The organism is Streptomyces sp. R11, from assembly GCF_041051905.1.
GTDB lineage: Bacteria > Actinomycetota > Actinomycetes > Streptomycetales > Streptomycetaceae > Streptomyces.
In genome coordinates this window covers 1,702,114-1,727,579 of record NZ_CP163432.1, presented here as the reverse complement: position 1 = coordinate 1,727,579, position 25,466 = coordinate 1,702,114, and the positions used below count along the sequence as shown (strand labels likewise).

The 25,466-nt window shown below is 71.3% G+C and carries 23 protein-coding genes; 17 read left to right on the top strand and 6 right to left on the bottom strand.

Annotation, left to right across the window (positions count from 1 at the left end; genetic code table 11):
• Positions 1-109 precede the first annotated feature (109 nt).
• Complete coding sequence (locus AB5J55_RS07865; RefSeq protein WP_369269952.1) at positions 110-856, bottom strand: FadR/GntR family transcriptional regulator; 747 nt, start codon at positions 854-856, stop codon at positions 110-112.
• 86 nt (positions 857-942) lie between these two features.
• On the opposite strand from AB5J55_RS07865, the gene AB5J55_RS07860 reads away from it, so the two are divergent.
• Genes AB5J55_RS07860 through AB5J55_RS07850 form a run of 3 tightly spaced genes read left to right on the top strand, consistent with a single transcriptional unit; the run spans position 943 to position 4,486 of the window.
• Positions 943-2,307 carry a glutamine synthetase family protein gene (locus AB5J55_RS07860; RefSeq protein ID WP_369269951.1) on the top strand — a complete coding sequence of 455 codons (1,365 nt, stop codon included), beginning with the start codon at positions 943-945 and terminating at the stop codon, positions 2,305-2,307.
• Positions 2,308-2,315: 8 nt separating this feature from the next.
• Positions 2,316-3,689: an aldehyde dehydrogenase gene (locus AB5J55_RS07855; RefSeq protein ID WP_369269950.1), complete on the top strand. Its 1,374-nt coding sequence runs from the start codon at positions 2,316-2,318 to the stop codon at positions 3,687-3,689.
• Positions 3,686-4,486 (top strand): 3-oxoacyl-ACP reductase, encoded by an 801-nt coding sequence (locus tag AB5J55_RS07850; RefSeq protein ID WP_369269949.1) that lies wholly within the window; start codon positions 3,686-3,688, stop codon positions 4,484-4,486. The genes AB5J55_RS07855 and AB5J55_RS07850 overlap by 4 nt, the downstream gene beginning before the upstream one ends.
• Before the next feature lie 82 nt (positions 4,487-4,568).
• Here the strand turns inward: AB5J55_RS07850 and AB5J55_RS07845 are convergent, their stop codons facing one another.
• Positions 4,569-5,771 carry an amino acid deaminase/aldolase gene (locus tag AB5J55_RS07845; RefSeq protein WP_369269948.1) on the bottom strand — a complete coding sequence of 401 codons (1,203 nt, stop codon included), beginning with the start codon at positions 5,769-5,771 and terminating at the stop codon, positions 4,569-4,571.
• Between the two features lie 1,321 nt (positions 5,772-7,092).
• Between AB5J55_RS07845 and AB5J55_RS07840 the strand changes: the two genes are divergently transcribed.
• Both AB5J55_RS07840 and mycP read left to right on the top strand, forming a co-directional pair.
• Positions 7,093-7,905, top strand: a complete 813-nt coding sequence (locus AB5J55_RS07840; protein WP_369276125.1) for a hypothetical protein — start codon at positions 7,093-7,095, stop codon at positions 7,903-7,905.
• A 104-nt stretch (positions 7,906-8,009) separates the two neighbouring features.
• The gene (gene mycP / locus AB5J55_RS07835) at positions 8,010-9,173 is read left to right on the top strand and encodes a type VII secretion-associated serine protease mycosin (protein WP_369276124.1); all 1,164 of its coding nucleotides are present in this window, start codon (positions 8,010-8,012) and stop codon (positions 9,171-9,173) included.
• Here mycP and AB5J55_RS07830 read toward each other — a convergent pair.
• A complete protein-coding gene (locus tag AB5J55_RS07830) occupies positions 9,170-10,081 on the bottom strand; it encodes a serine hydrolase (RefSeq protein WP_369269947.1) in 912 nt (303 codons plus the stop codon). The two genes, mycP and AB5J55_RS07830, sit on opposite strands and share 4 nt — an antisense overlap.
• Positions 10,082-10,229: 148 nt before the next feature.
• On the opposite strand from AB5J55_RS07830, the gene AB5J55_RS07825 reads away from it, so the two are divergent.
• Positions 10,230-10,961: an SseB family protein gene (locus AB5J55_RS07825; protein ID WP_369269946.1), complete on the top strand. Its 732-nt coding sequence runs from the start codon at positions 10,230-10,232 to the stop codon at positions 10,959-10,961.
• Positions 10,962-10,983: 22 nt separating this feature from the next.
• Here the strand turns inward: AB5J55_RS07825 and AB5J55_RS07820 are convergent, their stop codons facing one another.
• Positions 10,984-11,352, bottom strand: coding sequence for a DUF1844 domain-containing protein (locus tag AB5J55_RS07820; protein WP_369269945.1), 369 nt, complete (start codon positions 11,350-11,352; stop codon positions 10,984-10,986).
• 392 nt (positions 11,353-11,744) lie between these two features.
• On the opposite strand from AB5J55_RS07820, the gene infC reads away from it, so the two are divergent.
• The 10 genes from infC (at position 11,745) to AB5J55_RS07770 (ending at position 22,661) form a co-directional block, all read left to right on the top strand.
• Positions 11,745-12,419, top strand: coding sequence for a translation initiation factor IF-3 (infC, locus tag AB5J55_RS07815; RefSeq protein WP_369276123.1), 675 nt, complete (start codon positions 11,745-11,747; stop codon positions 12,417-12,419).
• Between the two features lie 110 nt (positions 12,420-12,529).
• Positions 12,530-12,724 (top strand): 50S ribosomal protein L35, encoded by a 195-nt coding sequence (rpmI, locus tag AB5J55_RS07810; RefSeq protein ID WP_003977225.1) that lies wholly within the window; start codon positions 12,530-12,532, stop codon positions 12,722-12,724.
• A gap of 101 nt (positions 12,725-12,825) precedes the next feature.
• Complete coding sequence (gene rplT, locus AB5J55_RS07805) at positions 12,826-13,209, top strand: 50S ribosomal protein L20 (RefSeq protein ID WP_030744620.1); 384 nt, start codon at positions 12,826-12,828, stop codon at positions 13,207-13,209.
• Between the two features lie 101 nt (positions 13,210-13,310).
• Positions 13,311-14,159: a TrmH family RNA methyltransferase gene (locus tag AB5J55_RS07800; protein WP_369269944.1), complete on the top strand. Its 849-nt coding sequence runs from the start codon at positions 13,311-13,313 to the stop codon at positions 14,157-14,159.
• Positions 14,160-14,212: 53 nt separating this feature from the next.
• Positions 14,213-15,349, top strand: coding sequence for an ATP-binding protein (locus tag AB5J55_RS07795; RefSeq protein ID WP_369269943.1), 1,137 nt, complete (start codon positions 14,213-14,215; stop codon positions 15,347-15,349).
• Between the two features lie 147 nt (positions 15,350-15,496).
• Complete coding sequence (gene pheS / locus AB5J55_RS07790) at positions 15,497-16,618, top strand: phenylalanine--tRNA ligase subunit alpha (protein WP_363035999.1); 1,122 nt, start codon at positions 15,497-15,499, stop codon at positions 16,616-16,618.
• Positions 16,618-19,131: a phenylalanine--tRNA ligase subunit beta gene (gene pheT, locus AB5J55_RS07785; protein WP_369269942.1), complete on the top strand. Its 2,514-nt coding sequence runs from the start codon at positions 16,618-16,620 to the stop codon at positions 19,129-19,131. Before pheS ends, pheT begins: the two co-directional genes overlap by 1 nt.
• Positions 19,132-19,384: 253 nt before the next feature.
• Complete coding sequence (locus tag AB5J55_RS07780; RefSeq protein WP_369269941.1) at positions 19,385-20,434, top strand: PP2C family protein-serine/threonine phosphatase; 1,050 nt, start codon at positions 19,385-19,387, stop codon at positions 20,432-20,434.
• Positions 20,435-20,688: 254 nt separating this feature from the next.
• Positions 20,689-22,029: a transcriptional regulator gene (locus AB5J55_RS07775; protein ID WP_369269940.1), complete on the top strand. Its 1,341-nt coding sequence runs from the start codon at positions 20,689-20,691 to the stop codon at positions 22,027-22,029.
• A gap of 86 nt (positions 22,030-22,115) precedes the next feature.
• Positions 22,116-22,661 carry an NUDIX hydrolase gene (locus tag AB5J55_RS07770; protein ID WP_369269939.1) on the top strand — a complete coding sequence of 182 codons (546 nt, stop codon included), beginning with the start codon at positions 22,116-22,118 and terminating at the stop codon, positions 22,659-22,661.
• Positions 22,662-22,682: 21 nt separating this feature from the next.
• Here the strand turns inward: AB5J55_RS07770 and AB5J55_RS07765 are convergent, their stop codons facing one another.
• Positions 22,683-22,940, bottom strand: coding sequence for a hypothetical protein (locus tag AB5J55_RS07765; protein ID WP_369269938.1), 258 nt, complete (start codon positions 22,938-22,940; stop codon positions 22,683-22,685).
• A 193-nt stretch (positions 22,941-23,133) separates the two neighbouring features.
• The gene (locus tag AB5J55_RS07760) at positions 23,134-24,006 is read right to left on the bottom strand and encodes a 3-hydroxybutyryl-CoA dehydrogenase (protein WP_328882802.1); all 873 of its coding nucleotides are present in this window, start codon (positions 24,004-24,006) and stop codon (positions 23,134-23,136) included.
• 215 nt (positions 24,007-24,221) lie between these two features.
• Here AB5J55_RS07760 and AB5J55_RS07755 point away from each other — a divergent pair, with 215 nt between their 5' ends.
• A complete protein-coding gene (locus tag AB5J55_RS07755; RefSeq protein WP_369269937.1) occupies positions 24,222-25,463 on the top strand; it encodes a glycoside hydrolase family 10 protein in 1,242 nt (413 codons plus the stop codon).
• Positions 25,464-25,466: the final 3 nt, after the last annotated feature.

Below are 25,466 nucleotides of genomic sequence, written 5' to 3'. Positions count from 1 at the left end.
GGCTCCGGCTCAATGGAATGGATGCATACCTTTGCGGTGTCGGCCGCTCGAAGGCAATACCCTTGCGTTAATCGCCTGTAAATCCACTCGTCGGTGGGCCTGGCCGCGCTCAGCCCAGGAAGCCGCGCAGCAGCGCCGCCGTCCCACCGCAGTGCTCGCGCATGATCTCCCGCGCGCACTCGGCGTTCCCCTCGATCACGGCCTCCACCAGGGCGGTGTGCTGGCGCTGGGAGTGCTCCAGGTTGCGGACGAGGAGCGGGATGCAGTCGAGCAGGTCGTTGACCGTCGCGCGTACGGCCGCGTACTGGGCGGTGAGTGTGGGGGAGCCGGACAGCTCGGCGAGCGTGAGGTGCAGCAGCGTGTCCAGGCGGCGGTACTCGGCGAGCGGGGCGTCATGCGTGCGGGTCAGGGCCGCGCGGAGCCGGTCGGCCTGCTCGTCGTCCAGGCCGTGCGCCGCGCACAGGCCGGCCGCGCCCACCTCCAGGACCTCGCGGAAGCGCAGCGTGTCCTCGACGTCGACGTCCTTCAGGCGGCGGCGCAGCTCCTCCTCGCCCGGTGTCACGGGCCGCGGCAGCACGAACGTTCCGCCGTAGCGCCCGCGCCGCGACTCCACCAGCCCCTGGTCCTGGAGCACCTTCAGCACCTCGCGCAGCGTCACCCGGCTGATCCCCAGCCGGTCCGCCAACTCGCGCTCCGCGGGCAGCCGTTCGCCGCCCGGCACCAGGCCGAGCCGGACCACCTGGAGGATCTGCTCCAGGGCCTCCTCGAAGCCGTTGCCGGCCCGCACCGGCCGCAGGACCGACGTCAGCCGGTCGTCGGCCCCGGGCGCCCCGTGCTCCGTGTCCGCCTGCGACATGTGGCCGTACCCCCTTCCCAAGCAATGGTCATCAGCAATACCTTATGGCTCCCGGCTGACCGAAGTAGCCGAATGGAGGCTCTCCCGTGGCAGACCGCACACCCCCGCTGAGCGTCGAGGAGCTGCACGCCCTCGTCGCGAGCGGTGAGATCGACACTGTCGTCCTGGCCTTCCCCGATATGCAAGGGCGGCTCCAGGGCAAGCGGTTCGCCGCCCGCTTCTTCCTCGACGAGGTCCTCCACCACGGCACCGAGGGCTGCAACTACCTCCTCGCCGTCGACACCGAGATGAACACCGTCGACGGCTACGAGATGTCGTCCTGGGACCGCGGTTACGGCGACTTCGCCATGCACCCCGACCTGGCCACGCTCCGCCGCGTCCCCTGGAACGCCGGCACGGCCATGCTCGTCGCCGACCTCGCCTGGAGCGACGGCTCGCCCGTGGTCGCCGCTCCCCGCCAGATCCTGCGCCGCCAGCTGGAGCGCCTCGCCGAGCACGGGTACACCGCCAAGGTCGGCACCGAGCTGGAGTTCATCGTCTTCAAGGACACCTACGAGCAGGCCTGGGACGCGAACTACAGAGGGCTCACGCCGGCGAACCAGTACAACATTGACTACTCGGTGCTGGGGACGGGCCGGATCGAGCCCCTGCTTCGCCGCATCCGCAACGAAATGGCCGCCGCCGGCCTCACCGTCGAGTCCGCCAAGGGCGAGTGCAACCCCGGCCAGCACGAGATCGCGTTCAAGTACGACGACGCCCTGGTCACCTGCGACCAGCATGCGGTCTACAAGACCGGCACCAAGGAGATCGCCGCCCAGGAGGGCGTCTCGATCACCTTCATGGCCAAGTACAACGAGCGCGAGGGCAACTCCTGCCACATCCACCTCTCCCTCGCGGACACGGCCGGAAACAACGCCATGCCGGGGGACGGCGAAGGCGGCATGTCGGACGTCATGCGCCACTTCCTCGCCGGGCAGCTCGCCGCGCTGCGGGACTTCTCCCTGCTGTACGCGCCCAACATCAACTCCTACAAGCGGTTCCAGCCCGGTTCCTTCGCCCCGACCGCGGTCGCGTGGGGCTACGACAACCGCACCTGCGCCCTGCGCGTCGTCGGCCACGGCCGCTCGATGCGCTTCGAGAACCGGCTGCCCGGCGGGGACGTCAACCCGCACCTCGCCGTGGCCGGCCTGGTCGCGGCCGGCCTGTACGGCATAGAGCAGAAGCTGGAGCTGCCCGAGCCCTGCCCCGGCAACGCCTACGCCGCCGACTTCGAGCACGTCCCCACCACGCTCCGCGAGGCCGCCGAGCTCTGGGAGAAGAGCCCGATCGCCAAGGCCGCCTTCGGCGACGAAGTCGTCGCGCACTACCGCAACATGGCGCGCGTCGAGCTGGACGCCTTCGACGCCGCGGTCACCGACTGGGAGCTGCGCCGCTCCTTCGAACGCATGTGAGGCCCTCCTTGTCCGACCAGCTTCAGGTACTCAATCCGGCCACCGAAGAGGTCGTCGCCACCATCCCGGCCGCCACCGCGGCCGACGTGGACGCCGCCGTCGTACGGGCCACGAAGGCGCAGTCCGGATGGGCCGCGCTCGCGCCCGGCGATCGCGCCCGGCTGCTGCGCCGGTTCGCCGTCGCGGTCGACGAACACCTCGAAGAACTCGCCCAGCTGGAGGTCCGCGAGGCCGGGCACACCGTCGGCAACGCCCGCTGGGAGGCGGGCAACGTCCGCGATCTGCTGGACTACGCCGCCGGGGGAGTGGAGCGGCTGACCGGACAGCAGATCCCGGTTCCCGGCGGGCTGAACGTGACGATCCTCGAACCGCTCGGCGTCGTCGGCGTCATCGCGCCCTGGAACTTCCCGATGCCGATCGCGGCCTGGGGCACGGCCCCGGCGCTGGCGGCCGGCAACGCGGTCATCCTCAAGCCCGCCGAGACGACTCCCCTGACCGCCCTGCGCCTGGCCGAACTCGCCCTGGAGGCAGGCCTTCCCGAAGGCCTCTTCCAAGTCCTGCCCGGCCACGGCCCTGTCGCGGGCAACGCCCTCGTCGAGCACCCGGGCGTCGCGAAGATCGTCTTCACCGGGTCGACGGCCGTGGGCAAACAGGTGCTGGCAAAGGGCTCGGCCCTGCTCAAGCGCGTCACCCTCGAACTCGGCGGCAAGAGCCCCAACATCGTCTTCGCCGACGCCGACCTCGAAACCGCCGCGGCCGCCGCCCCCATGTCCTTCCTCGACAACTCCGGCCAGGACTGCTGCGCCCGCACCCGCATCCTCGTCCAGCGCTCCGCCTACGACCGGTTCCTGGAGCTGCTGGGCCCCGCGATCGAGGCGGTGACCGTCGGCGACCCGGCCGACGAGAAGACCGACATGGGCCCGCTGATCTCCAAGGTCCAGCTGGACCGGGTCCGTTCGTACGTCACCGACGACCTCGACGGCATCCGCGGCAAGGCCCCCGAGGGCCCCGGCTTCTGGTTCCCGCCCACCGTCCTCACCGGCGTCGACCCGCACGCGCGCGTGGCCGTCGAGGAGGTCTTCGGCCCCGTGGCCGTCGTCCTCCCCTTCGAGGACGAGGTCGACGCCGTCCGCCTCGCCAACGCCACCGACTACGGCCTCTCCGGCTCCATCTGGACCCGTGACGTCGGCCGCGCCCTGCGCGTCTCCCAGGCGGTCCGGGCCGGCAACCTGTCCGTCAACTCCCACTCCAGCGTCCGCTACTGGACCCCCTTCGGCGGCTTCAAACAGTCCGGCATCGGCCGCGAGCTGGGCCCGGACGCCCTGACCGCCTTCACCGAGACCAAGAACGTCTTCATCAGCACGGAGGGCCCCGCACAGTGACTCAGGCACAGCCTCAGGCTCAGGAGAACATCTGCCGTCGGCTGGTCGGCCGCACGGCCGTCATCACCGGCGCCGGCAGCGGCATCGGCCTCGCCACCGCCCGCCGGCTCGCCTCCGAGGGCGCCCACGTCGTCTGCGGTGACGTCGACGAGCAGCGCGGCAAGGCGGCCGCGGAGGAGGTCGGCGGAACCTTCGTCAAGGTCGACGTCACCGACCCCGAGCAGGTGGAGGCGCTGTTCAGGACGGCGTACGACACCTACGGCAGCGTCGACATCGCCTTCAACAACGCCGGTATCTCGCCGCCCGACGACGACTCCATCCTGGAGACCGGCCTGGACGCCTGGAAGCGCGTCCAGGAGGTCAACCTCACCTCCGTCTACCTGTGCTGCAAGGCCGCGATCCCCTACATGCGGCAGCAGGGCAAGGGCTCCATCATCAACACGGCGTCCTTCGTGGCGAGGATGGGCGCCGCCACGTCCCAGATCTCGTACACGGCCTCCAAGGGCGGCGTGCTGGCCATGTCCCGCGAGCTGGGTGTCCAGTTCGCCCGCGACGGCATCCGGGTCAACGCCCTGTGCCCGGGACCGGTCAACACCCCGCTCCTGCAGGAGCTGTTCGCCAAGGACCCCGAGCGCGCCGCGCGCCGGCTCGTCCACATCCCGGTCGGCCGTTTCGCCGATGCCGAGGAGATCGCCGCCGCCGTGGCCTTCCTGGCCAGTGACGACTCCTCGTTCGTGAACGCCACCGACTTCCTGGTCGACGGCGGAATCTCCGGGGCGTACGTCACACCGCTGTAGGCCGCCCGGCGGACAACCCCGGCGGTGCGCCCGGACGGCGGTTCCGAAGCCGTCGCCCGCACCGCCGCCGGGGCGGTCCGGCTCACAGGAAGGTGTGCCCCTCACCCCGATACGTCGGCACGGTCGCCGTCACCGCGTCGCCCTCGACCAGATGCAGCGTGTCGAACCGCTCGCACAGCTCACCGGCCTTCGCGTGCCGGAACCACACCTTGTCGCCGAGCAGGAGATCGTCGGCGGGGGAGCCGAGCAGCGGCGTCTGCACCTCGCCGGGCCCCTCCTGAGGGTCGTACCGCAGGCCCTCCGGCAGATACGGCACCGGCAGCCGGTCGCTCCCCGCCGCACCCGAGGCCGGGTAGCCGCCGCCGAGGACGGTCACCACCCCGACCCCCGGTCGGCGCACGACGGGCTGGGCGAACAGCGCGGCCGGACGCCCGCTGAAGGACGTGTAGTTGTCGAACAGGCGCGGCACGTACAGCCCCGACCCGGCCCCGATCTCCGTGACGCAGTCCTCGGCGGCCGTGAACTGCACACTGCCGGTCCCGCCGCCGTTGACGAACTCCAGACCCGGGGCCACGGCCCGGACGGCCCGCACCACCTCGGCCCGCCGCTCGGCGAGCTCCCGGCGGGCGGCGGCCTGCATCAGCCGTACGGCACGCGACCGCAGCGGCCGCCCCGCCAAGGAGTCCCCGACCCCGGCGATGTGCCCCTCGTACGCCATGATCCCGACCACCTCGAACCCGGGCCGCCGGGCGACGGCACGGGCCATGTCGGCGACCTGGGCGGGGGAGTGCAGCGGCGAACGCCGGGCGCCGACGCGCACCCGGCCGCCGAACAGCTTCAGCGAGGTGTCCAACTCCAGACAGACCCGCACCACTTCCTGCCCGCCGCCGCGGGCCTCGTCGATGAGCCGCAGCTGAGCCGGGTCGTCGATCATCACGGTGACGGCGGAGGCCAGCTTGGGATCACCCGTCAGCTCGGCGAACCCGGCGCGGTCGGCCGACGGATAGGCCAGCAGGACGTCGTCGAACCCGGAGCGGGCCAACCACAGGGACTCGGCGAGGGTGAAGGACATCACGCCCGCGAAGCCGTCCCTCGCGAGGACGCGTTCGAGCAGGGCCCGGCAGCGTACGGACTTGCTGGCGACCCTGATCGGCTTCCCGCCGGCCCGGCGGAGCAAATCGTCGGCGTTGGCGTCGAAGGCGTCCAGGTCCACGATCGCGAGAGGGGCGTCGAGATGGGCGGTGGCCCGGTCGTAACGGGCCCGGTCGGCGGCGCGCGCAGTCATGAACGAAGCCTGCCATGCAGGATTACCGCAGGGTAGGGGGATGTTCCGGGCAGATGCACACGGGGTCCCGGACTGGTTCCCGTTCGCCCGGGATCAACCCGTAGAGTGACGCGCACGCATGTGGGGAACACCCCCGGCCGCTCGGCGCGCCGGGATGACGCTCCATCTGTGCGGGTATGCGTGCCTGGTCGGACGAGTCCGCGCCGGGCCCGGCACAGGGAAAACGGCACGACGGTCCCGCGTACCAGGACGGGCCCGGACACGAGGAAACGGGGGGTGCATGAGCACGGAAGCACGGCGCGCCCCCATCCCCCCACTCCCCTCGACACCGCCGCCGCCCGCCACCCCGCCCCGCCCGTCGACCCCGCCGAGACCCGCGGAGCCACCGACGTCCGCAGACACACAGGGTGAGCAGCAGGACGGCGGCCCCGCCGCCTCCGGCGCGCAGCCCCTCCAGAACCCCAGCGCCGTGGACACCGCTGCCACGGCCCCCCCGCCGCCCCGGGCCTCGGCACGTTTCCCGGACACCCCGCCGGCGGCCGGACGCCAGGAAAGCGGCGGATCGCTGCACCGTGAGAGCGCGCCCGGCGACACCACGCCCCGCCCGCCCGAGCGTCCCGCCCCGCCCCGCCGCACGGCGGCCCCCGCGGAGACGGCAGCGGAGACCACCTTCAGACTCCGCCCGATCCGAACGACCCCGCCCGCATCGCCGGAGCAGGGCAACCGCCCGTACGCCGAACGCCCCCAGTCGGCCGAGCGTCCGCAGGCGGGCTCCGACAGGGCGCAAGGAGCTGTCGGTACGCCCGAACAGTCCGGTTCCAGCTGGCCGCACGGCTCTGTCGGTACACCCGCCCAGCCGGGCACCGGGCGCCCGCAAGGCTCCAGCGGTATGCCCGCGCAGGCGAGCTCCGGACCGGCGCCGGGTTCTGCCGGCATGCCCCAGAAGCCGTCCACCGGACCGGCGCAGGGCCCCGGCCCCATGCCCCCGCACGCGGCTCCCAGCCCCGCGCAGAGCTCCGTCGGCATGCCCCCCAAGCCCGCCACCCGCCCCGGATCCGCCCCCGGCGAGCCCCCTCGCCGCCCCGATTCCGTCCCGCTGCCCCCGCAGCGTCCAGCACACCGGCCCTCGGCAGGAGACGGGTCGCAGGCACGCGGACACGCGGCCTCGGCCCCCGCCGGGTCCTCGCCCGACACCCAGCACTCCACGCACGCCGGCCCCGCCATGAACGGCCACGGCTCCGCCGCGTTCTCACCGGACCCGTCGCTCTCCTGGAGCGCCCCGATGGCGCCGGGCGGGACCCCGGGTGCCGGGCGCCCGGTCGTGTCGTTCGGGCAGCCCGAGGGGTACGACGAGCAGGCGCGACCGCGGACCCTCGGGCTGCGGATCAGGCCGCGGGTCGCCGTGGCAGCCGCCTGTGTCGTGCTCGGGCTGGGGCTCATCGGCGGTGCGGTGACCGGGAGTTGGCTGATCGGCGACCCCGGCGACGGCGGCACGCAGGACACCTTCGCCGCGTCCGGAAGCCTGTGGCACAGCGTTCCCGTCGACCAGCTGTTCCCGCCCACCGTGATCGGGCGGGGCGCCGGCCCCGGCGGCGCCGACCGGACCTGGACGCGGATCGCGGTGGCCCCCGACACGGGCTGCGCGAAAGCCTTCGACCCGCTCCTGCGCAAGGCCCTGTCCACCGTGGGCTGCGAGCGCCTCCTGCGCGCCACCTACATCGACGCCACCCAGAGCTACGTCACCACGGTCGGCCTGCTCTTCACCACGGCCGACGCCACCGCCATGCGCTCGCTCGACACCCGCTTCACCAAAGAGGGCCTCGACCGCCGTACGGACCTGATGCCCCGCCCCTACGCCGCGAAGGGCACCCAGGCCGCCGGATTCGGCGACGAACAGCGTGCCTCCTGGACCGTCTCCGTCCTCACCGACGCGCCGGTCGTCGTCTACGCCGTCTCCGGCTGGGCCGACGACCGCACCGTCGACGAGCCCGAGCCCGCCAGGCAGGCCATGGAGTCAGGCGACACCACGGCCGTCGCCCAGGCCGGCCTCGGCCACGAGGCACAGGGTCTCGCCGACCGCGTCGAACGCTCCCTGCGCAAGAACGTCGGCACGTCCACGGAGCAGCCGTCATGAACACCGGCGACAACGCCGGCACGAGCACCGGTACGAGGACCGACATGAGCACCGGCATGAACAGTGCGGCGGCCGGCGCCGTGACCAGGACTGTGAAGACCTTCATGACCCGCCGGACCGGCTCCCTCGCCGTCCTCCTCGGCGCCTGCCTCGCCGTCCTGCCTCCGACCGCCGCGCACGCCGACTCCATACGAGCCCAGCAGTGGGCCCTGGACGCCATGCACACCGAGGAGGCCTGGCAGACCACCAAGGGCAAGGGCATCACCGTCGCCGTCCTCGACACCGGCGTCGAGGCCGACCACCCCGACCTGGCCGGCAACGTCCTCGAAGGCAAGGACATGGTCGGCTTCGGAGCCGAACGCGGCGACCGCGCCTGGGCCCGGCACGGCACCGCCATGGCCGGCATCATCGCCGGGCACGGACACGGAGCGGGCAACGGCGACGGCGTCATGGGCATCGCCCCCGAGGCCAAGATCCTCCCCGTCCGCGTCATCCTTGAGGACGGCGACCCCGCCCGCGCCAAGGCCCGCAGCAGCCGCGGCAACGCCCTCGCCGAAGGCATCCGCTGGGCCGCCGACCACGGCGCCGACGTCATCAACCTCTCCCTCGGCGACGACTCCAAGTCCGCCCACCCCGAGGCCGGCGAGGACGAGGCCGTCCAGTACGCCCTGAAGAAGGGCTCCGTCGTCGTCGCCTCGGCCGGCAACGGCGGCGAGAAGGGCGACCACATCTCCTACCCGGCCGCCTACCCGGGCGTCATCGCCGCCACCGCCGTCGACAAGTTCGGCACCCGCGCCTCCTTCTCCACCCGCCGCTGGTACGCCACCGTCAGCGCCCCCGGCGTCAACGTCGTCATCGCGGACCCCGACCACAAGTACTACGAGGGCTGGGGCACGAGCGCCGCGGCCGCCTTCGTCTCCGGAGCCGCGGCCCTGGTCAAGTCCGCCCACCCCGGCCTGACCCCGGCGCAGATCAAGAAGCTCCTCGAGGACACGGCACGCAACGCCCCCGCCGACGGCCGCGACGACTCCCGCGGCTACGGCTTCATCGACCCGGCCGCCGCCATCAAGGAGGCCTCCCGCATGGAGCGGGAGAAGCTCCAGCCGGCGGCGTACGGCGAGGAGTACTTCGGCTCGGGTCCCGACGCCGCCGAGTCGGGCGACGACGCGTCGAGCTGGACGGCCCCGCTGGCGGGCGGCGCCGGCGGCCTGCTGCTGGTCTCGGCGGTCGTGGTGTGGCGTGGCCGACGCGGACGCCGCGACTTCTAGCCGAACACCGACACCGCCGCCTCGACCGCCGTCTCGACCAGCGAAATCCCCTTCGGCTTCGTCGAGTTGCCGTCGGACAGCACCGCCACCAGATACGTCTGGCCGTCCACCGTCACCCGCCCGATGCTGTTGATGTCCCACAGCCCGGTGGCGGTGCGCGGCAGCCAGCCGTTCTTCAACGCCCACGCCGAGCCGTCGGCCACGGCCGACACCCCCCACTGCTGGTCGACGGCGATGTCCCCCATCAGCCCCCGCAGATACGCCCGCGAGGCCTCGCTCAGCTCCGAGTCCTCCCCGAACACCTGCTGCAACAGCCGGAGTTGATCGGCGGCGGTGGTCTGCGTCAGCCCCCACAGCATCCCGTCACCGCCCTCGGTCCCGGTGAGCCCGAGCCGCTCGTTCGCGGCGTCCAGCCCCTGCGCCTCCCCGATCGCCCGCCACAGCTCCGATGCGGAGGCGTTGTCGCTGTTCTCGATCATCGCGGTCGCGTACGACTTCTCCGCCGCTGTCAGCCGCCGCCCCGCGTCCTGCGCCTGGAGCAGCAGCGCCGCCAGGATGTCGACCTTGACGATGCTTGCCGTGTCGAAGGCACCGTTTCCGTACGAGGCGCTCTCACCGGACGTCATGTCCAGCACCGCCACCGACACCTGGACGCCCTCGGGGATGTCCACCGCCCCCATGGCAGTCGCCAGCAGCTCGTCGAAGTCCACCGTCGGCTGCGCCACAGGTTTCACCGAAGCCTCCTCGCTCGCCGACGGCGTCGCCGCCGACGATACGGCGCTCGTCCCGGAGTGTGCCCGCGCCTGCACGTACACGGTCCCGGCGGCCGTGGCACCCACAACGGCGACCGTGGCGAGGGCGCCATACAGCAGCTTGCGGCGGCCGCGGCGGGCTCTGGAGGACTCCATCCCGCGATCGTCGGGGCGGCGACTGTGCGGGCCGTTAGACGGACGTTAGATGTGTGTCAGGGAAAACTGAGAATCCGGTGAGGGCGTCACAGCGAGGTTTCCGGGGCCGCACAAGCGCAGCAGCATCCCCCCGATAGGGTCGGTGACCGTGGCGAACAAGAACATTCCCGACTCTCCCTTCTCCGACGACGACGGCTCCGCCGACCCCCGGCTGAGCGCCGCGCTCGCCGACTGGGCCGAGGACCGCGCCGCCGAGGGCCCGGTCCTGGAGGCGCTCAAGGGTGCCCGGCTGCTCGTCCCCGTCGTGGCCGTGCTCGGCGAGGTCGAGGAGGACGAGGACGGGCTGCGCCACGAGAAGACCAGCGACATGGCCGTACCGACCCTGAAGGCCGGCGAGCGCACCGCTCTGCCCGCCTTCACCTCCACCGAGTCGCTCGCCCGCTGGGACCCGGCGGCCCGCCCCGTCGCGGTACCCCTGCACCAGGCCCTGCAGGCCGCGGCGCATGAGAAGGCGGACACGATCGTGCTGGACATGGCCGGCCCGGTGCCGTTCGAGCTGTCGGGGCGCTCGCTGTTGGCGCTCGCCGAGGGGCGTACGACGACCGACCCGCTCACCGACCCGGCCGTCCTGGCGGCCGTGCGCGCCGCCGTCGCCGCCGAGCCCGCCGTCCTGCGCGCCCACCTCGGCCCGGGGCAGGCCGACGGCACCCTCGCCCTCGTACTGGACCCGTCCGCGCCCCCGGCCCAGGCCGCGCGGGCGGTGGCGGAGCGCCTCGCCGCCGACGCAACACTGAGGGCCCGCCTGGTGCACGGCCTCGACCTGGCACTGCTGCCGGCCGAGGCGACGCCACCGGGCGAGCCCCTGTTCGTACGCGGATGAGGCGGACGGACCCGCCGCCGGGCTAGCCGTAGACCGGGCCGGTGTACTTCTCGCCCGGGCCCTGGCCCGGCTCGTCCGGGACGATCGACGCCTCTCGGAAGGCCAGCTGCAGCGACTTCAGACCGTCGCGCAGCGGCGCCGCGTGGAACGAGCTGATCTCGGTCGCGCTCGCGTCCAGCAGACCGGCGAGGGCGTGCACCAGCTTGCGTGCCTCGTCCAGGTCCTTGAACTTGTCGCCCTCCTCGGTCAGACCGAGCTTCACGGCGGCGGCGCTCATCAGGTTGACGGCGACCGTCACGATCACCTCGACCGCCGGGACCTCGGCGATGTCGCGGGTCATCTCGTTGAAGTCGGGCTGCTCGGCGGAGCCGGAGGGGGAGGTCTCACTCATGCCTGACACGATAGGTGCCGTGGCGGCCCGGCCCCCAGTTGGCCTCGGTTAGCCCTTCCCTTCCGGAGCTGCTAACCTTGTGTGACGACCGGCTGGACGACCCATGAGCAGTAAGGGTGTCCGGCCCACAAGTGGAGGCTCCGATCTCCCACCTGACCGTCCCCCGGGACGGCGGGTCACCCCGGTCAGGCGGCCACCATCGTTCCGTACGGACGATGGAGTCGCCCGAAAGTGCGCCCCGCGGTCATCGCGGCGGTGCTCCGGTAGTGCTTAGGAGCCCCGCCTGTGATCGTCCGGGGCATTTTTTGTGCTTCGGCGCGGTTAGGTCTGTCTAGAAGAGACATACGCGGCTGTCCGCCAGACCGCCGTGTGGTGCTAACCGAGGAGGATCCATCAGCGCCGAGCCCCGCATCAACGACCGGATTCGCGTTCCCGAGGTGCGACTTGTCGGTCCCAGTGGCGAGCAGGTGGGCATTGTCCCGCTGGCCAAGGCACTGGAGCTTGCGCAGGAGTACGACCTGGACCTGGTCGAGGTCGCGGCGAACGCCCGTCCGCCTGTGTGCAAGCTCATGGACTACGGGAAGTTCAAGTACGAGTCGGCCATGAAGGCCCGTGAGGCGCGCAAGAACCAGGCGCACACGGTCATCAAGGAGATGAAGCTCCGGCCGAAGATCGACCCGCACGACTATGACACCAAGAAGGGTCACGTCGTCCGGTTCCTCAAGCAGGGCGACAAGGTCAAGATCACGATCATGTTCCGTGGTCGCGAGCAGTCCCGGCCCGAGCTGGGCTACCGACTGCTGCAGCGGCTCGCGACGGACGTCGAGGACCTCGGGTTCGTGGAGTCGAACCCGAAGCAGGACGGCCGCAACATGATCATGGTTCTCGGTCCGCACAAGAAGAAGACCGAGGCGATGGCCGAGGCCCGCCAGGCTCAGGAAGCCCGCAAGGCAGACGCGAAGGCCAACCCCGGCAAGTCGCAGAACGCTGCGGAGTCCGAGGACGCCGCGGAGTCCGAGGATGCCGTGGATACCGAGGCACCTGCCGAGGCTTCCGCCGAGGCGTGATCCCGGGGGACGCGAGTCCCCAGGACGTAACCGATACAACAGCGACGTTCCACCGTGCCCGGTTTCACGACCGGGCACCGGAACGCCACCGACGAGGAGAGAACGGCGCTATGCCGAAGAACAAGTCGCACAGCGGTGCCAGCAAGCGCTTCAAGATCACCGGCTCCGGCAAGGTGCTCCGTGAGCGCGCCGGCAAGCGCCACCTGCTCGAGCACAAGTCGTCCCGCGTGACGCGCCGCCTGACCGGCAACGCCGAGATGGCCCCGGGCGACGCCGCGAAGATCAAGAAGCTTCTCGGCAAGTGACATCGGGGCGCGGAACCACTTCGCGCCTGATCTCTGACCGGGACCCAATCGATACCGGGTCGTGTGAGTCCAACCGCGGCCCCGCTACAAGGAGTTAAAAAGTGGCACGCGTCAAGCGGGCAGTGAACGCCCACAAGAAGCGCCGGGCGATCCTCGAGCAGGCCTCCGGCTACCGCGGTCAGCGTTCGCGCCTGTACCGCAAGGCCAAGGAGCAGGTCACCCACTCGCTGGTCTACAACTACAACGACCGCAAGAAGCGCAAGGGTGACTTCCGCCAGCTGTGGATCCAGCGCATCAACGCCGCTGCCCGCGCCAACGGCATCACGTACAACCGCTTCATCCAGGGCCTGAAGGCCGCCAACGTCGAGGTCGACCGCAAGATCCTCGCCGAGCTGGCCGTCAACGACGCGAACGCGTTCGCCGCGCTCGTCGAGGTTGCCCAGAAGGCGCTGCCGGCGGACGTCAACGCCCCCAAGGCGGCCTGACGCCGACGCTCGGCCCAGCCGACGTGACTGAGGGACCCGCAGGCTGAGAAGGCCTGCGGGTCCCGCTGTGTCCGCGACCCTCAGAACTCCAAGGTGAACCCATGCCCCCCGCCACCCCCGAGCTGATCTCCCCCCGTTCCCCCCGGGTCTCCGCCGCCCGGCGGCTGGCCAAGCGGAACTTCCGGGGCAAGGAGCGGCTGTTCCTCGCGGAGGGGCCGCAGGCCGTGCGGGAGGCGGCCGCGCACGACGGCACGCTGGTCGAGCTGTTCGCCACGCTGGAGGCCGCCGAGCGGTACGCCGACATCGTGGGGGAGGCCCGGGACGCGGGCGCCCGTGTCCACCTGGCCTCCGAGCAGGTCATCGCCGACGTCTCGACCACCGTCACGCCTCAGGGGCTCGTCGGCGTCTGCCGGTTCATCGACACCCCGTTCGAGGAGATCCTCGCCGCCCGGCCCAAGCTCGTCGCCGTGCTCGCGAACGTACGGGATCCCGGGAACGCCGGGACCGTGCTGCGGTGCGCCGACGCCGCCGGCGCCGAGGCGGTCGTCCTCACCGACGCGTCCGTCGATCTCTACAACCCCAAGGCCGTACGAGCCTCCGTCGGGTCGCTGTTCCACCTTCCCGTCGCCGTCGGCGTGCCCGTCGAGCGGGCCGTGGCCGGGCTCAAGGACGCCGGTGTGCGGATTCTCGCCGCCGACGGGGCCGGTACGGACGATCTCGACGACCAGCTCGACAAGGGCAGCATGGGCGGGCCGACCGCCTGGGTGTTCGGGAACGAGGCCTGGGGGCTCCCGGAGGAGACGCGGGCGCTGGCCGACGCCGTCGTGCGCGTCCCCATCCACGGGAAGGCCGAGAGCCTGAACCTCGCGACCGCCGCAGCCGTATGTCTCTACGCGTCGGCCCGCGCACAGCGCGCCTCCGCAGGGTGCCGCACCGTCACCGAGAGCTAGTAGGGTGACCAGCTCGGGGGCCCCTCAGCCGTCGTGAGAGGTGGGGTACGGGGATGAGTGTCGGCACGAGCAGCGCACCGGGGTCACGTGAGGTGCGGCGGCCGTCCGCGTCCCGGCCCGGTGATCTCGCCGAGCTCGGTATCGATCCCGACGACCTGCCCGACGGCCTCGTCGTCGCCGACGAGCACGGGCACGTCATCTGCTTCAACGCCGCCGCCGAGCGCATCACGGCCGTCCGAGCCGCCGACGCCCTCGGGCAGCGGCTGGAGAAGGCGCTGCCGTTAGAGGACCTGGAGGGGCGGCGCTGGTGGCAGCTGACGGACCCGTACGGCGGGCTCGCCATTCGCCGTCGGCAGCCCGAGCGCAATCTCCTCCTGCCGGGCGGCCGTGAGGTGCTCGTCTCGGTGCGGTACGTGCGTGGCGAGCCGGTCGGGCCCGTCCGCCGCGTCGTCGTCTCCCTGCGTGACACCGAGGCCCGCCGCCGCACCGAGCGCAGTCACGCCGAGCTGATCGCCACCGTCGCGCACGAGCTGCGCTCGCCGCTCACGTCCGTCAAGGGCTTCACCGCCACGCTCCTCGCCAAGTGGGCACGGTTCACCGACGACCAGAAGCGGCTCATGCTGGAGACCGTCGACGCCGACGCCGACCGGGTTACCCGGCTCATCGCGGAGCTGCTCGACATCTCCCGCATCGACTCCGGCCGCCTCGAGGTGCGCCGCCAGCCCGTCGACATGGGCGCGGCCGTCGGGCGGCACATCCAGGCGTACGTCGCCGCCGGCCAGCCCGCCGACCGGTTCCTGCTGCGCGTCGAGCAGCCGCTGCCCGCCCTGTGGGCCGACCCCGACAAGATCGACCAGGTGCTCAGCAACCTCATCGAAAATGCCGTGCGGCACGGCGACGGAACGGTCACCATTGACATCACGGCCACGGCGTCCCCCCGCGAGGGCGAGGACACCGGCACGTCGGTCACGGTGAGCGACGAGGGGCCCGGCATCCCGGAGGAGTCCATGAACCGCGTCTTCACCCGCTTCTGGCGGGGCAGCAAGCGCGGCGGCACGGGCCTCGGGCTCTACATCGTCAAGGGCATCGTCGAGGCTCACGGCGGCGCCATCGAGGTCGGCCGCGCCCCCGGCGGCGGCGCGCAGTTCCGATTTACGTTGCCCGTGGCGGCACCGGCGTACCTCACCTGAGATCCGGCCCCGGCCCCACGGGCGCATTCGCATTCCTCAACCCCGTTAGACTCGGCCTTTGGCACCTTTGTGTCCCAAAAACCGTGACGATCTGTCCACGAGTCGGTACGGGGACCTTCAGCCAGCCAATCGGAAGCACGGGAAGAGATGTCGGCACCGAATAAGTCGTACGACCCTGTCGAGGTCGAGGCGTTGAAACCGGAAGAGATCGAGCGCATGCGGGACGAGGCGCTCGCCGCCTTCGCCGCCGCGGACTCCCTCGACGCGCTCCAGGAGGCCAAGGTCGCCCACACCGGCGGCACGTCCCCGCTGGCGCTCGCCAACCGCGAGATCGGCGCCCTGCCCCCGCAGGCCAAGGCCGAGGCCGGCAAGCGCGTCGGCCAGGCCCGCGGCGCCGTGAACAAGGCGCTCGCCGGCCGTCAGGCCGAGCTGGAGGCCGAGCGGGACCAGCGCGTGCTGGTCGAGGAGGCGGTGGACGTCACGCTGCCCTACGACCGCGTACCGGCCGGCGCCCGCCACCCGCTCACCACGCTCTCGGAGCGCATCGAGGACGTCTTCGTGGCCATGGGCTACGAGGTCGCCGAGGGCCCCCAGGTCGAGGCCGAGTGGTTCAACTTCGACGCCCTCAACATCGGCCCGGACCATCCGGCGCGCGGCGAGGCGGACACGTTCTTCGTGCAGGGCCCCGACGGCGGCACCGAGTCCGGCGTCGTGCTGCGCACCCACACCTCGCCCGTGCAGATCCGCTCGCTGCTGGACCGTGAGCTGCCGGTGTACGTGATCTGCCCCGGCGTGGTCTACCGCACCGACGAGCTGGACGCCACGCACACCCCGGTCTTCCGTCAGGTCGAGCTGCTGGCCGTGGACGAGGGCCTGACCATGGCCGACCTCAAGGGCACCATGGACCACATGGTCCAGGCCCTGTTCGGCGAGGGCATGAAGACCCGGCTCAGGCCGAACTTCTTCCCGTTCACCGAGCCGTCCGCCGAGATGGACATGGTCTGCTACGTCTGCCGCGGCGAGTCCGTCGGCAACCCCGACCGGCCCTGCCGTACCTGCTCCTCCGAGGGCTGGATCGAGCTCGGCGGCTGCGGCATGGTCAACCCGCGGGTGCTCAAGGCCTGCGGCGTCGACCCGGAGAAGTACAGCGGCTTCGCCTTCGGGTTCGGCATCGAGCGGATGCTGATGTTCCGCCACAACGTCGAAGACATGCGAGACATGGTCGAGGGTGACGTCCGGTTCACCCGGCCGTTCGGGATGGAGATCTGATGCGGGTCCCGCTTTCTTGGCTGCGGGAGTACGTCGACCTGCCGGCGACGGAAACCGGCCGCGACGTCCAGGAGAAGCTCGTGTCGGCCGGCCTGGAGGTCGAGACCGTCGAGCACCTCGGCGCCGACCTCAAGGGCCCGCTCGTCGTCGGCCAGGTGCTGACCATCGAGGAGCTGACGGAGTTCAAGAAGCCGATCCGCTTCTGCACCGTCGACGTCGGCCAGGCCAACGGCACCGGTGAGCCGCAGGAGATCGTCTGCGGCGCGCGGAACTTCCAGGTCGGCGACAAGGTCGTGGTCGTTCTCCCCGGCGCCACACTGCCGGGTGGCTTCTCCATCTCCGCGCGCAAGACGTACGGCAAGACGTCCCACGGCATGATCTGCTCCAGCGACGAACTGGGCATGGGCGACGACGGCACCAAGGGCATCATCGTGCTGCCGCCGGAGACCGAGGTCGGCAAGGACGCCATCGAGCTGCTGGAACTGGTCGACGAGGTCCTGGACATCGCCGTCACCGCCAACCGCGGCGACTGCCTGTCCATCCGCGGCGTTGCCCGCGAGGCCGCCATCGCCTACGGCCTCCCGCTGCGCGACCCGGCCCTCATCGACGTGCCCGGCCCGAACGCCTACGGCTACCCGGTACAGGTCTCCGACCCGATCGGCTGCGACCGCTTCACCGCCCGCACGGTGACCGGCCTGAGCCCCGAGGCGCGCTCCCCGATCTGGCTGCAGCGCCGCCTGCAGAAGGTCGGCATGCGCCCGATCTCGCTCGCCGTCGACATCACCAACTACGTGATGATGGAGCTCGGCCAGCCGCTGCACGCCTACGACCGCAACCTGGTCCAGGGCACCATCGGGGTGCGCCGGGCGCAGGAGGGCGAGAAGCTCGTCACCCTCGACGGCACCGAGCGCAAGCTGCACGCCGAGGACCTGGTCATCACCGACGAGCGCGGCCCGATCGGCCTCGCGGGCGTCATGGGCGGCGCCAACACCGAGATCGCCGACCACGACGACGTGGAGAACGCGTCGACCGAGGTCGTCATCGAGGCCGCCCACTTCGACCAGGTGTCGATCGCGCGCACGGCCCGCCGCCACAAGCTGTCCTCGGAGGCGTCCCGCCGCTTCGAGCGCGGCGTCGACCCGGCTGCCGCGGCGGCTGCCGCCCAGCGCACCGTCGACCTGCTGGTGCTGCTCGCGGGCGGCACCGCCGAGGGCGGCGTCACCGAGGTCGTCGCGCCGTCCGCGCCGCACACCATCACCACCCCGGCCGACCACCCCGACAAGGTCGCGGGTGTGGGGTACGGTCGCGAGACGGTCGTACGGCGGCTGCAGGAGATCGGCTGCGACGTGTACGGGCAGGACGAGCTGATCGTCACCGTGCCGTCCTGGCGACCCGACCTGCTGGAGTCGAACGACCTGGCTGAAGAGGTCATCCGCCTGGAGGGCTACGAGAACCTGCCCTCCACGCTGCCCAAGCCTCCGTCCGGCCGTGGTCTGACCCACCGTCAGCGGCTGCACCGCCGGGTCGGCCGCGCGCTGGCCGGCGCGGGCTACGTCGAGGCGCCGAACTACCCCTTCGTCAGCGAGCAGGTCTTCGACCAGCTCGGCCTGGAGGCCGACGACCCGGCCCGCCGCGTCGTGAAGCTGGTCAACCCGCTCAACGACGAGGAGCCCGCGCTGCGTACGTCGCTGCTGCCGGGTCTGCTCGGTGCGCTGCGCCGTAACGACGGCCGGGGCTCGCACGATCTGGCCCTGTTCGAGACGGGCCTGGTCTTCCAGCCGCGTGAGGAGCAGCGCGTCGCCGGGCACCTGCCGGTCGACCGGCGTCCGACCGACGAGGAGATCGCCGCGCTGAACGCCGTGCTGCCCGAGCAGCCCCGGCACGTGGCCGTCGTCCTCGCCGGCGCGCGTGAGCAGGCCGGCTGGTGGGGCAAGGGCCGTCCGGCCGACTGGGCCGACGCGGTGGAGGCGGCGCGTGCCGTCGCCGTCGAAGCGGGCGCCGAACTGATCGTGCGGACGGGACAGTACGGGCCGTGGCACCCGGGCCGGTGCGCCGAGCTGGCGATCACCGTCGACGGTGCGCAGCGGGTTGTCGGTCACGCCGGTGAGCTGCACCCGAGGGTGCTCAAGGCGCTGGGCCTTCCCGGGCGTACCTGCGCGATGGAGCTGGACCTGGACGCGCTGGAGCAGGTCGGGGACGGTACGCCGCAGGCGCCGGGCATCTCCACGTTCCCGGTCGCCACGCAGGACGTCGCACTCGTCGTCGACAAGCCGGTGCCGGCCGCGGAGGTCGAGGCCGCGTTGCGTGAGGGGGCGGGCGCACTTCTCGAGGCGATCCGGCTGTTCGACGTGTACGTCAATGACGAGCAGCTCGGTGACGGGAAGAAGTCGCTGGCGTATGCGTTGCGCTTCCGCGCGGGGGATCGGACGCTGACCGTCGATGAGGCGTCGGCTGCTCGGGACGCCGCGGTGGCCCTCGCGGGCGAGCGGACGGGTGCGGTTTTGAGGGGGTAGTTCGCCTAAGAGGCGGGGGACTGCGCTTGCTTGGCGGCTGCGGGTAGTCCGTGGCTGGTCGCGCAGTTCCCCGCCCCCCTTGTGTGGGGGGGCGAGCCCCCCACACCCCCCATCAGGGCGTTGCGGTCACCTCACTCAAAAGGGTGACTTCTCTGGGTGATCTGGTACTTCCGGGTTCTCTGTCGACAGAATCGGACCGGCCTCTCGGGGTCGGTCCGTCTGCGTTGTCAGGGCCTATTGGGGGGCCATCGGCATGTTCCGCATCAAGGGTCGGGTTCCCCGCAAGGTGATCGCGTTGGGGCTGCCCACCGCCTGGGGCGCGATGGCCATCACGTACAAGCTGACCTGCCCGCTCGCCCAGCAGAACAGCCTCGGCGCTCGGGTCGTCACCAGTGCCGTCTTCTTCGCCGTGGGTACGGGGCTGATCGTGCACGTCCGCCAAGCCCTGCTGCGTGAGCTCCGGCAGGTCCGCAAGGTCGCCGGTGCCGCGCAGAGCGCGCTGCTGCGGCCGCTGCCCGCGCACATCGACGGGCTGGACGTCGCCGCCGCCCAGCTCTCCGCGGATCGCAGCGCCTGTGTCGGCGGTGACCTGTACGACGTCATCGCCACGGAACACGGCGTACGGGCGGTGATGGGCGACGTCCGCGGCCATGGCATCACCGCCATCGGCACCGTGGCCGCGGTCCTCGGCAGCTTCCGCGAGGCCGTCCACGACGAACCCGACCTGGGCCGGGTGCTGCACAGACTGGACCGGGCCCTGGCCCGCCACGTGCGCGAGAGGTTCCGGGATCCGGACAGCCCGGCCGCCGAGGAGTTCGTCACCGTACTGCTGCTGGAGATCGGGCGGGACGGCGAGATCACCGTTCTCAACTGCGGTCATCCCTGGCCGTACTTGCTGAGCGGCGGGACCGTCGAACCCCTCGCCCGAGCCGACCCCCTTCCACCCCTCGGCCCGTTCCCCCTTCCGCCCGAACTGACCCCCCTGCCCTGCGGTTCACTCCTGCCCGGCGACTCGCTCGTCCTGTACACGGACGGTGTCGAGGACGCGAGGGACGCGAGAGGCCGGTTCTTTTCGCTCCAGGCGGCGCTCATCGACGCCGTACGCAACCACACGATCACTTCCCAGACGATCCTGCGCACCCTCTTCACGGCCGTCCTCCGTCACGCGAGAGGAAGGCAAGCGGACGACATAGCGCTACTGGTCCTACGGAACGATCGAACGAGGGTGGCCTGCGACCGTCTGGGGGCGGGGGGAACTGCCCGACCGGCCACGACGAACCCGCAGCCGACCAACCATCCTTAGCGCGGCACCGGGGTCGCCATCCGCCCAGCCGCGGAGTGTCGGGCAGGCAGCTGGGCGGACGGCGCGGATGCGGGCCGCCGCACTGTACGAGGGGGAGCCGGCGGCCCGGCCGGCCTCTTGCGAGGCATTTCAGTCAACCGGTCGGAAACTCTCCGCAACAGCGCGCGCACGCTGCGGATTCGCGTACTCCGTTCACACCCCGTGTGAAGCGGTCCGCACTACTCTGACGACACCGAGCCACCCGGGGGGCATACATGCAGCCCAACACTTTGCTCGACGCGATCCTGGACGAGGCGGGGGTCTCGCACGCGGGGCTGGCCGCGCACGTGAACCAGGCGGGGCGGGCGCGCGGGCTCGCGCTGAGATACGAACACACCGCCGTCGCACGGTGGTTGAAGGGACAGCGGCCACGCGGCCAGGTGCCCGACCTGATCTGCGAGGTGCTCGCCGCCCGGCTGCACCGCACCGTGACGCTCGACGACATCGGCCTCGGCGTGCCCGGCGAGCAGTCCGCCGCGCACACCACCTCGCTGTCCGGCTTCGTGGAGCGGGCCACCGCCCTGTGGCGCTCCGACGAGCAGCAGCGTCCCCATATCCTGGGCGCCCCGGCGGTCACCGGCACGCCCGCCGTCATGCCCGTGTGGGAATGGGAGAACCCGCCCGAGGACGTGGACGTCTCGCGCGGCGGCCGGCACCGGGTCACCCCCGCCGACCTGGAGATGCTGCGCTCCGCCCGTACGCACTACGAGCAGATGTACCGCAAGGCGGGCGGCATGGCGACCCGGACCCGGATCGTCGGCTTCCTCAACGCCGAGGCCGCCCCGCTGCTGCGCGGCAGCTACACCGATGCGACGGGGCGTCAACTGCACCGGGCAACGGGCGGGTTGGTGGCCATCGCCGGCATCTGCGCCTACGACTCCGACGCGCACGGGCTCGCCCAGCGCTACTTCCATCAGGCGCTGCGGCTCGCGAAGGCCAGCGGGGACCGGGGGCTCGGCGCATATGTGATCGCGCTGCTGGTCAACCAGTCGCTGTTCATGCGGGAGTTCCGGCAGGCCGTCGCCTTCGCGGAGGCCGCCCTGAGGGCCGCCGGCAAGCACATCACCCCGGCGCTCGCCTCCGACCTGTACGCGATGCAGGCGAAGGCGTACGCCCACCTCGGCGACGGCACGAGCGCCCTGTCCTGCATACGGCGTGCCGAGCAGGCCGCGGATCGCATCCGGCGCGGATACGAACCCGACGAGACCGGCTATGTCCAGCCGGGGCTGGTCAACGTCCAGGTGGCGGAGGCGCTGCTCAGCCTCGGGGAGCTGGCGGCCGCGGGAGAGCATGCCGCGGCCGCCGTCGACAATCCCGCGCACGACCGGGGCAGGGTGCACCGGCTGGCGATGCTCAGCACGATCGAGCTGCGTCAGGGCAACGCCGACAAGGCGGTGGCCATCGCGGTGCAGATGGCCGAGCAGGCCCGGGGAATGGAGTCCCAGCGCCTGCGCGACAGACTCCGGGCGGTACGCGAACACCTGGTGCGCAACGGCTGTGCGGGCACGGCCGAGGCGGCCGAACTCATCGACGGAGCACTGCGCGTACCGCTGTAGCCCGGCCACGACGGGGCACCCGAGCACCGACACTTCATAGTCCCTGCTGCGATATTGCCACTTACTCGACGGAAGGTGGCAGAACCGTGCAGTGGACGAAACAGAGCGAACAAACTGTGTATGAAAACCGCTGGTTCACCGTCAACCTGGCAGACGTGGAACTGCCGAACGGTCGGCACCTGGACCACTTCCTGATACGGATGCGGCCGGTCGCCGTGGCCACGGTGGTCAACGAGGCGGGCGAAGTCCTCCTCCTGTGGCGCCATCGCTTCATCACCGACAGCTGGGGGTGGGAACTCGCGGCAGGGGTCGTCGAGGACGGCGAGGACATCGTCCGCGCGGCCGCCAGGGAGCTCGAGGAGGAGACCGGCTGGCGGCCGGGACCCCTGCACCACCTCATGAGCGTGGAGCCCTCCAACGGGCTCACCGACGCCCGGCACCACATCTACTGGGCCGACGAGGGCGAGTATGTCGGGCATCCCGTGGACGACTTCGAGTCGGACCGCCGGGAATGGGTTCCTCTCAAGCTCGTCCCCGACATGATCGCCCGGGGGGAGGTCCCGGCCGCCAACATGGCGGCCGCGTTACTGATGCTGCACCATCTCAGGCTCGGCCAGGACGTCCTGCCCTGATCGACGTCCCGCGGCCAGGATCTAGTGCCCCACCGCCTGCCAGATCGTCACGACGAGGGCACCCACGGCGGTGAGGGCGGCGACCGCGGGCAGCGGCCAGCGCGCGTGTTCCAGTGTGTGGATCCGGGTGTTCAGCTCGTCGAGTTCCTTGGCGGTCTCCTCGGTGCGGTGCGTGAGCAGAGCCAGCCCGCCCTCCACGCGGGCGTAGGCGACGTCGAGGCGACGTCGTAACTCTGCGAGTTCCCCTTGAACGACGGGATGCTCGGGATCGGCGGTCACGTGTCCGCTCCTTTCCGTAGTCATCTCACATCCCTTGCATGCGCAGGGAAAGTGAACTCGCCTGGTGGGCACGTGGGGAGAGTGTGCGAGGGGCATATGCGAGCCCGGAGCGCACACGGTGTGTGAATGACACGGGCCCGGCACCTTCTCGGTGCCGGGCCCGTGCGGTTGGCTGGAATCTGACCGTCCGTAATCAGCCGTAGGTGTAGAAGCCGGAGTTCGTCTTGCGGCCCAGCCGGCCCGCGTCGACCATGCGCAGCAGCAGCGGGGGAGCGGCGTACAGCGGCTCCTTGAACTCGTCGTACATGCTCTGCGCCACCGAGGCGACCGTGTCCAGACCGATCAGGTCGGACAGCTTCAGCGGGCCCATCGGGTGGGCGCAGCCGAGCTCCATGCCGTTGTCGATGTCCTCACGGCTGGCGATGCCCGACTCGAACATCCGGATCGCGGAGAGGAGGTACGGGATCAGTAGCGCGTTCACGACGAAGCCGGACCGGTCCTGGGCACGGATGGCGTGCTTGCCCAGCAGCTTCTCCGCGAACGACTGGGCACGGGCGATCGTGCCCTCGGAGGTGGTGAGCGCCGGGATCAGCTCGACGAGCTGCTGCACCGGGGCCGGGTTGAAGAAGTGGATGCCGATGACCTGGTCGGCGCGCGAGGTGGCGACCGCCAGCTTCACGAGTGGGATCGAGGAGGTGTTGGAGGCGAGGATCGCGTCCGGCCGGGTCACGACCTGGTCGAGCACCTGGAAGATCTCGGTCTTCACCTGCTCGCTCTCGACCACGGCCTCGATCACCAGGTCACGGTCGGCGAACTCGCCGAGGTCGGTGGTGAAGGACAGCCGCGCCTGCGTGGCGTCCCGCTCCTCCTCGGTGATCTTGCCGCGCTCGGCGGCCTTGGCCAGGGAACTGAACAGCCGGGTACGGCCGAACTCCAGGGCCTCGCCGGTGGTCTCGGCGACCCTCACGTCCAGGCCGGCGCGGGCGCACACCTCGGCGATGCCCGCTCCCATCTGGCCGCAGCCCACCACGCCGACGCGTGCAATATCTCCGGAGATGCCGGTCACATCGACCCCTTCGCTGATCCACGAATGCGGCAGGTCCGCCGTTGTTCGACGCCTGCTCCAAACCTGCACGTTACCTTCGGCGCAGCTTGATCGATCGTTCGGGTGCCTCATGAAAGGCTGACGCGGGGCCGGTCCTCAGGTGCGGACCGGTCGCGGGGTGGGCCCTTGACCACGGCACACGGAGGTATGAAGAGATGCTGCACCGGAAGTCACGGATGTCACGACGGGCTTTCTCGGTGACCGCCCTGGCGGCACTCGTGGCGTCAGGAAGCGCCATGGCGGCCGGGTCCGCCACGGCGGGCGGGACGGACCGATCCCGGCGACAGGCGACCCGGGAGATGCGCGGCGTGTGGGTGGCGACCGTGGCGAACCGGGACTGGCCCTCCAAGCAGGGACTGAGCGCCGACGAGCAGCGCGCCGAGCTGATCACCCACCTGGACACGGCGGTGGAGCGCCACCTGAACACGGTGATCCTCCAGGTGCGGCCCACGGCCGACGCCCTGTGGCCGTCGCCGTACGAGCCCTGGTCGCAGGTCCTCACCGGCACGCAGGGCGAGGACCCCGGCTGGGACCCGCTGGGCACGGCCGTCGAGGAGGCCCACGCCCGCGGCCTTCAGCTGCACGCCTGGTTCAACCCGTACCGCATCGCCAACCACACGGACCTCGGCAGGCTGGCCGAGTCGCACCCCGCCCGCGCGCACGAGGACTGGGTGGTGACGTACGGCGGCAAGCTCTACTACAACCCGGGACTGCCCGACGTCCGTGCCTTCGTGCAGCGGGCCATGCTCGACGCGGTGGAGAGGTACCCCATCGACGGGGTCCACTTCGACGACTACTTCTATCCCTATCCGGTGGCCGGCCAGAGCTTCGACGACGACGAGGCCTACGACCGCCACGGCGGCGGCTTCACGGTCCGGGCCGACTGGCGGCGGGACAACATCGACAAGCTGGTCCTGGAGATGGCGGACGCCATCAGGCAGATCCGGCCCACCACTCAGTTCGGCATCAGCCCGTTCGGCGTGTGGCGCAATGCCGTCACCGACCCGCTCGGCTCCGACACCCGGGGCGGGGTGGAGACGTACGACGACCTGTACGCGGACACCCGCAAATGGGTCCGGGAGGGCTGGATCGACTACATCTGCCCGCAGTTGTACTGGAACATCGGCTTCACGGCCGCCGACTACGCCGAGCTGGTGCCCTGGTGGGCCCAGGTGGCGCGGGGCAGCAGGACGAAGCTGTACGTGGGAGAGGCGCTCTACAAGGCCGGGGATCCGGCGCAGCCCGCGGCCTGGCAGGACCCGGCCGAGCTGTCCCGGCATCTGACCCTGGCCAAGGAGCACGCGGAGGTGGGCGGGCACGTGTACTTCGCCGCGAAGGAGGTGGCGGCGGACCGGATCGGGGCCATGGCACGGGTCGTCGCCGACCACTACGGGCAGCCGGCGATTTCCCCGCGCTGATCT

Excerpts from the sequence above, each read along its gene's own strand:
- AB5J55_RS07865 (WP_369269952.1), bottom strand. The coding sequence starts at position 856 with ATGTCGCAGGCGGACACGGAGCACGGGGCGCCCGGGGCCGACGACCGG.
- AB5J55_RS07845 (WP_369269948.1), bottom strand. The coding sequence starts at position 5,771 with ATGACTGCGCGCGCCGCCGACCGGGCCCGTTACGACCGGGCCACCGCC.
- mycP (WP_369276124.1), top strand. The coding sequence starts at position 8,010 with ATGACCCGCCGGACCGGCTCCCTCGCCGTCCTCCTCGGCGCCTGCCTC.
- AB5J55_RS07830 (WP_369269947.1), bottom strand. The coding sequence starts at position 10,081 with ATGGAGTCCTCCAGAGCCCGCCGCGGCCGCCGCAAGCTGCTGTATGGC.
- AB5J55_RS07820 (WP_369269945.1), bottom strand. The coding sequence starts at position 11,352 with ATGAGTGAGACCTCCCCCTCCGGCTCCGCCGAGCAGCCCGACTTCAAC.
- rpmI (WP_003977225.1), top strand. The coding sequence starts at position 12,530 with ATGCCGAAGAACAAGTCGCACAGCGGTGCCAGCAAGCGCTTCAAGATC.
- AB5J55_RS07800 (WP_369269944.1), top strand. The coding sequence starts at position 13,311 with ATGCCCCCCGCCACCCCCGAGCTGATCTCCCCCCGTTCCCCCCGGGTC.
- AB5J55_RS07795 (WP_369269943.1), top strand. The coding sequence starts at position 14,213 with ATGAGTGTCGGCACGAGCAGCGCACCGGGGTCACGTGAGGTGCGGCGG.
- pheS (WP_363035999.1), top strand. The coding sequence starts at position 15,497 with ATGTCGGCACCGAATAAGTCGTACGACCCTGTCGAGGTCGAGGCGTTG.
- pheT (WP_369269942.1), top strand. The coding sequence starts at position 16,618 with ATGCGGGTCCCGCTTTCTTGGCTGCGGGAGTACGTCGACCTGCCGGCG.
- AB5J55_RS07780 (WP_369269941.1), top strand. The coding sequence starts at position 19,385 with ATGTTCCGCATCAAGGGTCGGGTTCCCCGCAAGGTGATCGCGTTGGGG.
- AB5J55_RS07775 (WP_369269940.1), top strand. The coding sequence starts at position 20,689 with ATGCAGCCCAACACTTTGCTCGACGCGATCCTGGACGAGGCGGGGGTC.
- AB5J55_RS07755 (WP_369269937.1), top strand. The coding sequence starts at position 24,222 with ATGTCACGACGGGCTTTCTCGGTGACCGCCCTGGCGGCACTCGTGGCG.